Raw genomic sequence first — 13,270 nt, forward strand, 5'->3', positions numbered from 1 at the left:
CGCCAAGGCCGGCGGAATCGCCAACGACGCAGCTCGGCAGGATCACGGAAGTGCCTACAGGGGTGTACAGCACACGACCGGAGCGTCATGATCTGATGTGTACCGCTACCGGACACCGAACCGGTTCAGATGCCTCGTACCGGGCGGCCAGGTTCGCCCGGTGAGCGAGTTGTGGTCCTTGACCGCGGGAGGGGTTGGGCCGTGGAGGTTCGCCTGCCGGAGCCGGGTGACGCGCTCACGGGCGTGGAGATGTTCGCCGGGCTCGAGCCCGAGGTGCGACAGCGGGTCATCGCCGCGGCGGTGCCGCGTACGTACCGCAAGGGTCAGTTGCTCTTCGTCGAGAACGACCCCGGCGAGTCGCTCATCGTGCTGCGCCGGGGCGCCGTGGCCGTGTTCCGCACCGCCCCGACCGGCGAGCGTGCCGTGCTGACGGTGATCCGGCCGCCGGACGTGCTGGGTGAGGTCTCCCTGCTGGACGCCTCGACCCGGTCGGCATCGGCCGAGGCCATCGAGGACTGCGCGGCCCTGGCGCTGTCCCGCCCGGCGTTCATGGAGCTGGTGCACTCCAACCCGCGCATCCTCGACGCGGTGATGCGCTCGCTCGGCGGGCTGATCCGCCGGCTCACCGAACAGAACGCCGACCACGTCTTCCTCGACCTGCCCGGCCGGGTGGCCAAGACGCTGGTCCGGCTGGCCGGCGAGAGCCAGGCCCCGATGATCACCATCGAGCTCAACCAGAGCCAGCTCGCCGAGATGGCCGGCGGCTCCCGGCAGAGCGTCAACCAGGCGATCGGCTCATTCGCCAGCCGGGGGTGGCTGCGCACCGAGGGCCGCCGGATCGTGGTGACCGACGTGGCCGCGCTGCGCCGCCGCGCCGGCATGAACGACCGCTGAACGTGCGACGCGGCCGTGGCGCCGGACGCCACGGCCGCGCTTCGGGCTCAGCCACGCGGTGTCACGACTTGGTGCCGGTCGGCCCCGCCCAGTCGGTGGTGGCACCGGTCGGCCCCGCCCAGTCGGTGGTGGCGCCGGTCGGGCCGGCCCAGTTGGCGCTCTCCTCGCCATCGCCGGAGCCCTCGCTGACAGTGCCCTGGGCCTGGAGCTTGGCGAGGGTGGCCGCGTCCACGTCGACGGACTCCCCCGCCGAGTGGGCGACCCCGGCGGCGTCGGTCCAGTCGCGCTCCAGCTTCACGTACACCATGGCGTGTCTCCCTTGATCACGGTCGTCTGGTACATGAATCTAGTCCGTAACAGGCCTGGACGACCGCCCGGACGAGTGTCCACAAGCCAACAGCCTGGTACCCGACACAGCCGGCGACGGCGATAATCAGGATGGACGCCGCGGGGGGCGGCGCCGGCCGGGGCCGGCCGGAGGATCCACCAGTGGAGGGGTGTCATCTCCGCGCAGTGTGACCGTTGTGGACGTACCGCCGCCGAGGGCGACCGCTTCTGCGGTGGCTGCGGCGCGGAGCTGGGCGCGGTCTGCCCGCACTGCCTGCGCCCGCTCGCCGCCGACGTGGCCTTCTGCACCTCGTGCGGCGCGCCCCGATCCGGCGCCGAGCCACCGGCCGCCGTGCCCCAGGAGGACCGCCGCCGGGTCAGCGTTCTCTTCGTCGACCTGATCGACTTCACGCCGTACGTCGAGCGGACCGACCCGGAGCAGGTCCGCGGCATGCAGACCGGCTTCTTCTCCGCCGCGAAGCGGGTGGTCGGGCAGTACGGCGGGGTGGTCGAGAAGTACATCGGCGATGCCGTGATGGCGCTGTTCGGGGCACCGGTGGCCACCGAGACCGACGCGCTGCGCTGCGTACGGGCCGGGCTGGAGCTGCAACGAGTGCTGACCCGGTTTGCCCCGGCCGGCCACGACGAGCTGCGCTTCCGGGTCGGCGTGGCGACCGGCGAGGCGCTGGTGGACGTGGCCGCCGCCCGGCACGGCGGGCAGGCGATCGTCGCCGGCGACGTCGTCAACACCGCCTCCCGGATGCAGTCGGTGGCGCCGCCCGGCGGGGTGCTGGTCTGCGGCACCACCCACGCGCTGACCAAGGACGCCATCCGCTACGAGGAGCAGCCGCCGGTCACCCTCCGCGGGCGTTCCACCCCCACCGAGGTCTGGCTGGCCCTGGCCCCGGTACGCCGGCAGCCGACCGACCGGGAGCCGGACACCACCCCGCTGATCGACCGCGAGCACGAGCTGGGCCTGCTGGTCAACGCCCTGCACCGGTCGCTGCGGGACCGGCTCCCGCAGGTCGTGACCGTCTTCGGTCGGGCCGGCATCGGCAAGAGCCGGCTGGTCCGCGAGCTCTACCGGCACGCCTTGCGGTTGGTCGACGAGCCGCTGACGTGGCGTACCGGGCGATGCCCGCCGTTCGGCGAGAACGTCACCTTCGCGGCGCTGGCCGACATCGTGAAGACCGAGGCCGGCATCCTCGACACCGACCCGGCGTCGGCCGCGGCGCAGCGGCTCGCCGCGGCGGTCACCGAACTGGTCGGTCCGGCCGAGCGGGACCGGGTCATCGACGCGCTGCGGCCGCTGGTCGGGCTGCCCGGCGCCGCGCTGCCCGCCGAGGAGGCCGAGTCGGCGTGGCGGCGATTCCTGGTGGCCCTCGCCTCCCGACGCCCCACCGTGCTGGTCTTCGAGGACCTGCACTGGGCCGACGACGCGATGCTGCGCTTCGTCGAGTTGCTCGGCACGGCTGCCCGCGAGGTGCCGCTGCTGCTGCTCTGCACCGCCCGCCCCGAGCTGGTCGAGCGTGACCCGACCTGGGCGGGGACCATCACCGGCTCGGTCACCATCACCCTGCCCCCGCTGCGGGACACCGGCATCGCCTCGCTCTACGCGCACATGTTCGGCCAGGCCGCGTTCCCCGCCGAGATGCTCACGCCGCTGATCGAAGTGGCCGGCGGCAACCCGCTCTACGCCCACGAGTACGTCCGGATGCTCATCGAGCAGGGCGCGCTGCGCCAGTCGGGGCGCGGCTGGTCGCTGGAGAAGCACGTCGACCTGCCCATGCCGGAGAGCGTGCACGCGGTGATCGCGAACCGGGTCGACCTGCTCGACGCCAAGGACCGGGCCGTGCTGCTGGCCGCCTCGGTGGTGGGTGTGCAGTTCTGGCCGGGGGCGGTGGCCGCCGCGCTGGGCCAGCCGGTCGAGTCGGTGGAGCGCGCCCTGCGCCGGCTGGAGCAGCGTGACTTCGTGCACGAGCAGGCGGCATCCACGATGGCCGGGCAGCCGGAGTTGCGGTTCCGGCACGTCCTGGTCAGGGACGTCTGCTATCAGCGGCTGCCCCGCACCGAGCGAGTGGCCCGACACGAGCGGACCGGGGACTGGCTGGACGCGCTGTCGCAGAGCCGCGACACGGACCTTGCCGAGGTGCTCGCCCATCACCGCTGGGCAGCCCACGAGATCGCCCGCACGCTGGAGCTGGACACCCACCGCTATGCCGGCCCGGCCCGCGCCGCGCTGCACCGGGCGGCCCGCCGGGCGTACGCCCTGCACGGGCTGGACGCGGCGGCCGCCCATGCCGGCCGGGCGCTGAGCCTGGCCGACGACAGCGACCCGGTGGGCCGGCTGCAACTCGAGCTGTTGAGCACCGAGATCTCGTTCTACCGGGACGGCAACGCGTTCCTCTCCGGCGGCGGGCCCGAGCAGCTGCACGCGCTCGCCGACCGGCTGCTCGCGCACCGCGACGAGGCCTGCGCCGCCCGCGCCTGGACCCTGCTCGGTCAGGCGGCCTGGCTGCGCACCGACCGGGGCGCGGCGGTGGCCTGCCTGGGCCGGGCGGTGGAGTTGTTCGAGCCGCTGCCGGACAGCGCCCAGAAGGCGGACGCGCACGCCGAGCTGGGCCGGTTGCACATGCTGAACTACGAGCGGGACGCGGCGGTCGTCGCAGCGGAGACGGCGGCGGCGATCGGCGCCCGGCTCGGCCTCGCGGAGATCAACATCAGCGCCCGGATCACCGCGGCCACCGCCCGGTACCAGGCCGGTGACCGGTCGGGCCTGGACGAGCTGCACGCGCTGGTCGAGTCGAGCCGAGCCCAGCAGCTGCTCGCGCTGCCCCGGGCACTGCGGAACCTGGCGTTCGCGGTGCGCGAGGAGGGCGACTGGCTGCGTTCGAACGCGCTGCTCTCCGCCGCACCGGCGGCGATGGGCAGCGGGCAGACGCTGGCCACCAGCTACTCCGGCGAGGCGATGCGGGCGTACTTCGACGGGGACTTCGGCCGGTTGATCGCCGCCGCCGACGCGTTCGTGGACACCCCGACCGGCGGCTGGGACATGCAGGTCCGCGGGCTACGCTCGTGCCTGCTGGTGCTGCGTGGACAGCCGGTGCCGCCGGCACCCCGGCCGGCCCCCGGCCAGCGGGACGACGCCGCCCCGGAGGCACCCCAGCACCGGGACGACGTGGCCGCCGCGCTGGACAGCGCCCGGCGCAGCGGCTTCCACCGGCCGCGCTGGACCATGCTGGGCATGGCCGCGCGCTGCCGTGCTCTGCAGGGGCGGGCGGACGACGCGGCGGAGCTGGTTGACGAGCTGGCCGACTCGTGGTCGGCGGTGCCCGCGCTGGCCAGCGGCGAGTGGATCGCCGCCGCGGCGTACGCGGCCACCCTGGCCGGTCGGGACGCGGCGGTGCGAATCCGGGGGATGCTGGATCAGCTCGGGCACCGGACGCCCTGGTCGGAGGCGGCGCTGCGGACGGTGGCCGCGGCGCTCGCGGCGACGGACGGCGACCACGGGCGGGCCGGGGAGCTGCACCTGGCGGGGGCGGAGATCTACGGCCGGATCCCGGACGTGACCGACCGGATAATCGCCCTCGCCCTGGCCGCCGGCGAGCTGGACCGGGCCGGGGACAGGGCGGCGGTCGCCGCGCCGCTGGCCGAGGTACGCGCCTTCGCCCAGCGCAACGAGGCGCCCGGCCTGCTCACGCTGGCCCGCCGCCCGGTCTCCGACACCGGCCCCGCCGTCGCCTGCTGAATCCCGCCGAGTTCCCGCCCCCGGTCAGCCCCCGAAGCCTCTTTCACGGAAAGTGGCCCCATGAGGCGCGGAATGGGGCCACTTTCCGTGAATCTGCGCTCGCTCCGCTTTGGTGACGAATGTGACTTCTCGCTTGACGACGGGCGGCGGTCTTCGGGATGGTATCGAGCGCTTCCATCTGTGGAGGGAAGATCAGCCGCAGCAGCGGGCCGTGGATGATGTACTTCAACAGCCAGTACAGCACCGGAGCCCTTCGCGGCAGGGGCGGCGACGCCCACGATCGCGGGACCCGGAGCGGGCCGCCGGGACACCGCCCGGCGCGCCGTCGGCGAGCGGGACCGCCGAAACAGGGCCCAGGAACCAAGAGCGGCACGCCACAACGCACTCCCGGAACCGGGTGCGGACGTGTCACGATTCAGGGCACGGCGTACGGGGCGTCGGGTCGAGACGCACCGACGGGTGCGGCGAGGAGGGTGTCCGGTGTCAGCGGGTGGACCGCGCCGAGGACGGCGGGACAACGGGCTCGACGCGGCCGAGTACGCGGTCGCGGGCGACGTCGATCCGCGCGTCGGCGAACACCTGCTCGACGTGCTCGCCGCCGGCGGGATCGCCGCCTATCTGCAGCCCTCCGCCGATCTGAACCCGATCACCCGCACCACCACCGTCCCGCCCCGCCCGGTCGACCGGCTCTACGTCGACCGCTCCCACCTGACCACCGCCCGGGACTACCTCACCCAGCTCGCCGACGAGGCCGAGCCGGCCCGGGACGAGCCGGACGTCGACGCCGAGTGGGCGAAGCTCGTGGCCGGCTTCCACTCCGCGCCGGCCGACGGAAGCCACCCGTGGCCGGCCGCCGAGGACGTCGACGAACCCGTCGACCCGTCCGGCCCGGGCGCGGCCACGGGCGGGCGTACCGAGGAGAGCAGCGGCCCGACCGCCACCGACGTGCGGCGCCTGCCGTACGCGGCGGACGTCTCCGGGATCTCCGTGAACCGCGGCCAACCCGACGAGCCCTCGCTCCTGGACGGGCTGGACACCTTCGGTGCCGGCCTGCCCGACGACGACGAGGGGCACTACACCCCGCCACCGCCGCCACCGCTGCCGCGCTTCTCGAAGTTCGCGGTGGTCGGCGTGCTCTGCATCGTGCTCGGGTTCGTGCTCTTCCTCTCGCCCACCGTGCTGCCGGTCACCGACCCGTCGGTGGTGACGCTGCTCGGCGTCACCGGCATCCTGGCCGGCTTCGTGATGCTGATCTGGCGGCTGCGCCCCGGCGACTCCGACGAGGACGACCCGGACGACGGCGCGGTCGTCTGACCCGCGCCACCCCGCACCGCCCGGATGCCGGGACGGCGACCCACCCGGGCCGCCCGCGTAACAGTGGTGTAACTTACGGTCAGTAGGAATATCGCCGTACGTCACTTCCCGCACCGGCTGTCCGGGTTGTCCGTCGCTCCGGTGGTCGGTCCTCTGCCGATCGGAATGCCCGAGATGCGACTAACTCCCCTCGTGGTGGTGGCCAACCGCCTTCCCATTGACGACGGTGTGGCGCCGGACGGCGCCTTCGAGTGGCGCCGCAGTCCCGGCGGCCTCGTGAACGCCCTGCACCCGCTGCTCCGGCACACGCCGGCCGCCTGGGTCGGCTGGGCCGGCGGCACCGGCCCCGCGCCGCGCCTGCCCGACGTGGACGGCGTCCGGATGCACACCGTGCCCCTCGACGGCGACGACCTCCGCGACCACTACGAGGGCTTCGCCAACGCCACCCTCTGGCCGCTCTACCACGACGCGGTCGAGCAGCCCGAGTACCACCGCCGCTGGTGGGAGGCGTACCAGCGGGTCAACCAGCGGTTCGCCGCAGCCGCCGCGGCGGCGGCCGAGCCGGGCGGCCTCGTCTGGGTGCAGGACTACCACCTCCAGCTGGTCCCGGGGCTGCTCCGGGAACTGCGACCCGACCTGCGGATCGGCTTCTTCCTGCACGTGCCGTTCCCGCCGCCGGAGCTGTTCATGCAGCTGCCGCGCCGGGCCGAACTGCTGCGCGGCATGCTGGGGGCGGACCTGATCGGGTTCCAGCGGGCCCAGGCCGCGCACAACTTCGCCCAGCTGGTGACGAAGGTGCTCGGGCTGCCCGCCACCGACCGGCGGATCGGCGTCGGCGAGCGGGTGGTCCGGGTTGGCGCCTTCCCCGTCTCCATCGACACCGCCGAGATGGCCGCGCTCGCCGCCCGGCCCGAGGTCGCCGACCGCGCCGACCGGCTCCGCCAGGACCTCGGCGACCCCGAGCGGGTCATCCTCAGCGTCGACCGGATGGACTACACCAAGGGGATCGAGCAGCGGCTCAAGGCCTACCGCGAGCTGCTGGCCAGCGGGGACGTCAAGGTCCGCGACACGGTGCTGGTCCAGGTCGCGGTGCCCAGCCGGGACCGGGTCGCGCAGTACCAGATCCTGCGGGACCGGGTGGAACACCAGGTCGGCCGGATCAACGGCGAGTTCGGCCGAGTCGGCGAGCCGGCGATCCACTACCTCAGCCAGCCGTTCGACCGGACCGAGCTGATCGCCCTCTACCGGATCGCCGACGTGATGGCGGTGACCCCGCTGCGGGACGGGATGAACCTGGTCGCCAAGGAGTACGTCGCCGCCCGGGCGGACGACACCGGGGCGCTGCTGCTCAGCGAGTTCGCCGGCGCCGCCGCCGAGCTGGGGCAGGCGTACCTGGTCAACCCGCACGACCTGGACGGGCTCAAGCAGGGGCTGCTCGCGGCGTTGCGGGCCACGCCGGAGGACGTCGCCGTGCGCATGCGGGCGATGCGCGAGTACCTGCACCGCAACGACATCCACGCCTGGGCGCGGTCGTACCTGAGCGCCCTGGACCAGACCGGTTCACTGCTTCGCCGGCTCGGCCCGACCGACTGAGCCCGCCGCCCGGCGCTCACCCGGCCGCCGGCGTCGGGCCCTTCTCCAGCCAGTCCAGGATCGCGTCGATCGGCTCCCGCCAGCGGGCGTCGAGCATCAGGTCGTGCCCCATGCCGGGGAAGAGCAGCGGGGCCGAGGCGTACCGGCGGGCGGCCCGGGTCAGCGCGGCCGGCGACACCACCCGGTCGTCCGGGCTGCCCAGCACCAGCACCGGCGGGCGGCCCACCGCCGGCTCGGGCTGCCGGCCGGTGAGCAGCTGCCAGTGCGCCCGCCGGCTCGGCCGGTCCAGCTGCGAGGCGTACCGGCGGGCCTCGCCGGCGGGCAGCTCCCGGCTGAACAGCTGCCGACGGTGCAGCCGCAGGCGACCGCCGAAGACCGCCGGCAGGGTGCCCACCGGGTTGCGCCGCAGCGCGGTGCCGAACGTGCCCCAGCTGCCGAACACCGGCGCCACCAGCACCGCCGCCCGGGCCGGGTAGCGGGCCAGGGCGTGCGCCACCACCCGGGCGCCGGCGCCGTGCCCCACCAGCACCGCCTGCCGCGGCAGGCCCGCCGCCGCCTGGACCACGTCATGGGTGTACGACCGCAGCGTCGCCGCCGGCGCCGGCGCGCTGCCGCCGTGCCCGCGCAGGCTCAGCGCGTACGCCGGGAAGCCGCGGGACGCGGCGTGCTCCAGCCAGTGCTCGGCGAACGCCCACGCCCCGTGCCCGAACCCGGGTACGAAGAGCAGCGGCGGCTTCGCCCCGTCCACCTCGGGCACCTCGGTCAGCACCTCGCGGCGGGCCGGGCGCTCCGGCCGGGCCCACTCCCACGCCCGGATGATCCGAACCCGCTCGCCCGTCACTGTGCTGGCCTTTCGTTCGCGACTGCGGGGTCCGGCGTGGTCACTTGCCCTCCAGCTCGTACAAGGCGCGCTGGAGCGCGCGCAGGTAGTCGACGTGCCCGACCTCGAACCAGTGCCGGGTGCTGTCCTTGACCTTCGCCGAGTAGCGCTCGCCCAGGCCGGCGGCCACCTTACGGTCGAACGCGGCGGCCCGGTCCGGCCGGGTGGTGCGCAGCGCGAGCAGGCGGGCGAAGAGCACGCTCTGCCAGTGCGAGATGGGGAAGAGCCCGGAGTCCGGCTGCACCAGGCCGACCACGGCGAGGGTGGGGTGGTCGGCGGCGAAGGCGTTCAGCCAGAGCCGGGGCCGGCCCGTGCCCTCGACGTCGCCGAGCACCTTCCCGTCGAGGAACTCGAAGCGCGGCAGGTAGCCGGTGGCGAAGACGACCAGCTCCGGATCGATCTCCCGGCCGTCGGTCAGGGCCACAGAACGGTCGTGGAACCGGGCCACGTCCGGCACCGGGGTGATCTGCCCCTGGCCGACGTGGTAGACGAGCTGGCTGTTGGCGATCGGGTGGGTCTCGTAGACCCGGTGGTCCGGCCGGGGCAGGCCGAACCGGGTCAGGTCGCCGACGGTCAGCCGCAGCGTCCAGTGGTAGAGCCGCTGCCGCAGCCGCAGCGGCACCCGCAGCGCGAGCAGCGTGTCGTTGACCTGGTCGGTGGGGCGGCCGAAGACGTACTTCGGGGCGTACCAGTAGCCGCGGCGGGCCGAGTGCCAGCAGTGGGACGCCTGCTGGGCCGCCTCGACCGCGATGTCGCAGCCAGTGTTGCCGGCGCCGACCACCAGCACCCGCTTGCCGCGCAGCTGCGCCGGATCCTGGTAGGACGAGGCGTGCATGACCTCGCCGCGGAACTCCTCCAGCCCCTCGTAGCGGGGCAGCTTCGGCGACCAGTTGTGCCCGTTGGCGAGCACCACCGCCGCGTAGCGGGAGGTGCGCTCCGGGCCGTACCCGCCGGTGCTGCGGGTGGTCACGTCCCACCGGTCGCCCTCGACCGGCTCCACCCGGACCACCTCGGTGCCGAACCAGATGTGCTGGCGCAGGTCGAAGTGGTCGGCGTAGTGCTCGAAGTAGGACAGCAACTGGGCGTGGTGCGGGTAGTCCGGCCAGTCGTCCGGCATCGGGAAGTCGGGGAACTGGGTGAACGGCCGGGACGAGATGAGGTGGGTGCTGGCGTACACCGGGCTGCGGTCGTGCCGCCAGTTCCACGCCCCGCCGATGCCGGTCTCCCGCTCGTAGCAGTCGACGCCGAAGCCGTGCTCCCGGAGGTTTTTCACGGCGGTGAGGCCGCTGGCCCCGGCGCCGATGACGCAGACGGTGTCGCCGCGGTCGGAGACCGGGCGGCCGTCCCGGGTCGGGGCGCTCGTCGGCTCCGCGTCAGGGCGGCCGAGATCGGTGGAGGAGGACACCGGAGAGACTCCTTTGTGCGGCACGTGTGCCGGGTCGGTGCGAAATCCTGCCGAGAATGCCCGCCGTTGTCCAGCCCGGCGCGCGGGCCGGCACCGGGCTGGTGGCTCAGCCGGAGGCGGGCAGCAGCAGGTCGGCCAGGATCGGGAGGTGGTCGCTGGCCCGACGGGCCCGCGGGGTGTCCACCACGTCGTGGTCTACGACGCCGATCCGCGGATCGACGAAGAGGACGTCGATGCGCCGGTGCGGGTCGGCACCCGGGAAGGTGTGCCGGTCGGCCCGGCCGGCGGCGACCGCCGTGTCGGTCAGTCCCTCGGCGACGGCCCGCCACGCCGGCCCGTCCGACCCCTCGTTGAGGTCGGCGCCGGCGACCACCGGCAGCGTCGCGGCGGCCAGTTCCCGCTTGAACAAGGCCGCCTGGGCCGGCCGCTCGGCGGGGTCGGTGGACAGGTGGGAGCCGGCCAGCAGGAACCGCACGCCACCCACCAGGCACTCGGCGTACGCGGCGCCGCGCAGGTGCCGGCCGGGCGTGAGCGGAAAGCGCCGGCACCGGGTGGCGAGCACCCGCACCCGCAGGCTGGTCAGCAGCAGGTTGCCCAGGGCGGGCAGGCCGCCGGCCGCCACCACCAACCCGAACGAGTCGGCGAGCGAGGCGCACTTCTGCCGCCACCGGAACCGCCGTGGCCCCTCCTGGACGATCATCACGTCCGGGGTGATCTCCCGGACCACCTCGGCGAGCGCGGCGGTGTCGTCCCGCTGGCCGTGGATGTTGTAGGACACCACCCGCAGCGGCACGCCCGGTCGGGCCATCTCAGATCCGCCGGGCGAGGTCGGCGGCACCGATGACCCCGGCGGCGTTCCCCAGTTCGGCCGGGCGTACCTCGGCGACGGGAAGGCGGCTGCGCTGGGCGAGCGCGTCGGCGTACGACCGCCGGGTCGGGCCCATCAGCAGGTCACCGGCCTCCACCACGCCGCCGCCGACGACCAGCACCTGCGGGTCGAGGATCTGCGCCAGGTCCGCGAGGCTGGTGCCGAGCCAGCGGCCGACCTGGGCGAACGCCTCGGCGGCGACCGCGTCGCCGCCCCGCGCCGCGGCGGTCACCATCTGCCCGGTGATCGCCTCGGCCGCACCGCCGGCCAGCTCCAGCAGGGCGGTGGCCCGGTGCGGCTCCTGACGGGCGGCGGCGCGGGCGAACCGGACCAGGGCACTGCCACTGGCGTACTGCTCGATGCAGCCCAGCCGGCCGCAGCCGCACCGGTGGCCGTCCGGCACGGTGAGCATGTGCCCGAGTTCGGCCGCGATGCCGTTGGCCCCGCGGAGCAGCTCGCCACCGAGCACGATGCCGCCGCCGACACCGGTGCCGATGGTGAACATGACCATCGAGTCCTCGGCGGCCCGGGCCGCGCCGTAGCGGAACTCCGCCCAGGCGGCCACGTTCCCGTCGTTCTCCACGATCACCGGCAGGCCGGTGGCGTTGCTGACGTACGCGCGCAGCGGCTCGTCCCGCCAGGCCAGGTTGGGGGCGAAGAGCACGGTGGAGCGGGTGGCGTCGATCCAGCCGGCCGCGCCGATGCCGACCGCGTCGATGGTCCGGCCGGTGGCCAGCTCGGTGACCACCTCGATGATGACGTCCCGGGTCTTGGCCACGTCGTCGGCGGGGGTGTCCCGTCGGGCCCGCACGTGAACCTTGCCGGTGTCGTCCACGACACCGCCGGCCACCTTCGTGCCACCGACATCGACTCCGATGGTCAGCGTCACCGCTGCCGCTCCCCTCTGCTGTGCTGCCCCCGGCATCGGCCGAACCGGCCGTGCGCTGCCGGGATGTCCCGGTGGTCAGGCCCCGTCGCCTGGTGCTTTCTCGCCCACCTCGTCGGACGCCCGCGAGGCGGGCACCACGGGCCGGCCGGCCGGCGGCCGGTTCGGTACCGGCGCGTCCGGCCCGGCGGCATCGGCGGGCGGCGCGGCGGTACCCGGAGCGGTCGCTTCCTCCTCCCGGGTGGCGGCGGACCACACGTCCTGCTCGGGTGCCGGCTGAGAATCATGCCCGGTACGGGTCGCCTCGCGCCAGACGTGGTCGTCCGTCGGCGTCCGGGTCGCCTCGCCGGGGCGGCCGGCGCCGGCCGCGTCGGTGGGGGCGGCGGGCTCGGCCGGGGCGAAGGCGCGTAGCAGACTGGCCACGCCGGCGGCCAGATCACCGGCGCCGGTGGCGAGCCGCTCGGCGAATTCGGGGCTCGGGTCGCGCAACGCGGCTATTCCCCGGCAGACCGGGCAGACACAGCACTCGGGTGATCCGGTAGCGAAACCGGCCCCGCCCGACGGTGCCGAAGCCCCGTCACCGGGACCGGCGGCGTTCTGGTCATGGCCGAGCACACCCGCGAGGATCCCGCCGAGCGGACCCCAGGGCCCCGCCCCGGGCGCGGCGGCGGCCAGCCGGGTGGTGGCCAGCAGCATGGCGACGAGGCGTTCGGCCTCCTCCCGGGCCGAACCTGGATCAGTGGCGCCCATGAGTCGGCTCCTCTCCCGTGGCGACCGGATCGCCGGTCGGGTCAGTGGGCCGCACCGAGTGCTTCTACCCGGCGCTTGAGTTGCTTCAACGCCGCGTCCATGATCACCTTCTCGGCCTTGCGGCGAAACATGCCGAGCATGGCCACGGAGAGTTCCACCTCGAGGGTGTAGGTCACCGTGGTGGTGCCGTCCGGGTTACCGACCAGGTCGTACGACCCGCGCTGGGACTTCTGCATCTTCGAGGACGCCACCAGGTGCCACTCGATGCGGGAGACGTCCTCGGCGTACTCGTAGGCCAGCACGTACTCGTCGGCCATGACGCCGGCGTCGATGGTGAACCGGACCTGGCTGGCGTAGCCGTCCTCGTACTCCTCGATCACCTCCGCCCGCCGGATCGCCTCGGCCCACTCGGGGTAGCGGGGGAAGTCGCAGATGACCGCCGCCACCCGGTCCGGTGGCGCGTCGATGAGGATCGACTGGATGGAGGAGTCCGCCATGGGGGGAGGCTACCCGGCGCGAGCCCCGCACGCGCCGCTCCACCCCGGGGGGCGTCGCGCCGGACCCGCCGGCCTCGCGCCACACCGGCCGGGCCGGCAACCTCCCCA

Annotated in this window: 11 protein-coding genes; 4 read left to right on the top strand and 7 right to left on the bottom strand. The window is 74.3% G+C overall.

Going from position 1 to position 13,270, the window contains the following annotated elements; genetic code table 11:
• The first annotated feature begins 201 nt into the window (after positions 1 to 201).
• The gene (locus ACNAW0_RS02895) at positions 202 to 894 is read left to right on the top strand and encodes a Crp/Fnr family transcriptional regulator (protein ID WP_091196260.1); all 693 of its coding nucleotides are present in this window, start codon (positions 202 to 204) and stop codon (positions 892 to 894) included.
• 61 nt (positions 895 to 955) lie between these two features.
• Here ACNAW0_RS02895 and ACNAW0_RS02900 read toward each other — a convergent pair whose 3' ends face one another.
• On the bottom strand, positions 956 to 1,201 hold the full coding sequence (locus ACNAW0_RS02900; RefSeq protein WP_416286088.1) for a hypothetical protein: 246 nt from the start codon (positions 1,199 to 1,201) through the stop codon (positions 956 to 958).
• 195 nt (positions 1,202 to 1,396) lie between these two features.
• Here ACNAW0_RS02900 and ACNAW0_RS02905 point away from each other — a divergent pair, with 195 nt between their 5' ends.
• The 3 genes from ACNAW0_RS02905 to ACNAW0_RS02915 all read left to right on the top strand — a co-directional run bounded on the left by ACNAW0_RS02905 (position 1,397) and on the right by ACNAW0_RS02915 (position 7,876).
• Positions 1,397 to 4,969, top strand: coding sequence for an ATP-binding protein (locus ACNAW0_RS02905; RefSeq protein ID WP_416286170.1), 3,573 nt, complete (start codon positions 1,397 to 1,399; stop codon positions 4,967 to 4,969).
• Between the two features lie 480 nt (positions 4,970 to 5,449).
• Positions 5,450 to 6,283 carry a DUF308 domain-containing protein gene (locus ACNAW0_RS02910; protein WP_416286089.1) on the top strand — a complete coding sequence of 278 codons (834 nt, stop codon included), beginning with the start codon at positions 5,450 to 5,452 and terminating at the stop codon, positions 6,281 to 6,283.
• A gap of 174 nt (positions 6,284 to 6,457) precedes the next feature.
• A complete protein-coding gene (locus ACNAW0_RS02915) occupies positions 6,458 to 7,876 on the top strand; it encodes an alpha,alpha-trehalose-phosphate synthase (UDP-forming) (protein ID WP_416286090.1) in 1,419 nt (472 codons plus the stop codon).
• 16 nt (positions 7,877 to 7,892) lie between these two features.
• Here the strand turns inward: ACNAW0_RS02915 and ACNAW0_RS02920 are convergent, their stop codons facing one another.
• The 6 genes from ACNAW0_RS02920 to ACNAW0_RS02945 form a co-directional block, all read right to left on the bottom strand.
• Positions 7,893 to 8,717: an alpha/beta hydrolase gene (locus ACNAW0_RS02920; protein ID WP_416286091.1), complete on the bottom strand. Its 825-nt coding sequence runs from the start codon at positions 8,715 to 8,717 to the stop codon at positions 7,893 to 7,895.
• A gap of 40 nt (positions 8,718 to 8,757) precedes the next feature.
• Entirely contained in the window at positions 8,758 to 10,161 is a 1,404-nt protein-coding gene (locus ACNAW0_RS02925; protein WP_416286093.1) for a flavin-containing monooxygenase, read from the bottom strand.
• 106 nt (positions 10,162 to 10,267) lie between these two features.
• Entirely contained in the window at positions 10,268 to 10,969 is a 702-nt protein-coding gene (locus tag ACNAW0_RS02930; protein ID WP_416286094.1) for an endonuclease/exonuclease/phosphatase family protein, read from the bottom strand.
• 1 nt (position 10,970) lies between these two features.
• The gene (locus tag ACNAW0_RS02935) at positions 10,971 to 11,954 is read right to left on the bottom strand and encodes an ROK family glucokinase (protein ID WP_416286095.1); all 984 of its coding nucleotides are present in this window, start codon (positions 11,952 to 11,954) and stop codon (positions 10,971 to 10,973) included.
• A 39-nt stretch (positions 11,955 to 11,993) separates the two neighbouring features.
• Positions 11,994 to 12,665 (bottom strand): hypothetical protein, encoded by a 672-nt coding sequence (locus ACNAW0_RS02940; RefSeq protein WP_416286096.1) that lies wholly within the window; start codon positions 12,663 to 12,665, stop codon positions 11,994 to 11,996.
• Between the two features lie 41 nt (positions 12,666 to 12,706).
• Positions 12,707 to 13,162, bottom strand: a complete 456-nt coding sequence (locus ACNAW0_RS02945) for an SRPBCC family protein (protein ID WP_416286097.1) — start codon at positions 13,160 to 13,162, stop codon at positions 12,707 to 12,709.
• Between the last annotated feature and the right edge of the window lie 108 nt (positions 13,163 to 13,270).

This window comes from Micromonospora sp. SL1-18, assembly GCF_047921505.1.
Classification (GTDB): Bacteria; Actinomycetota; Actinomycetes; order Mycobacteriales; family Micromonosporaceae; genus Micromonospora.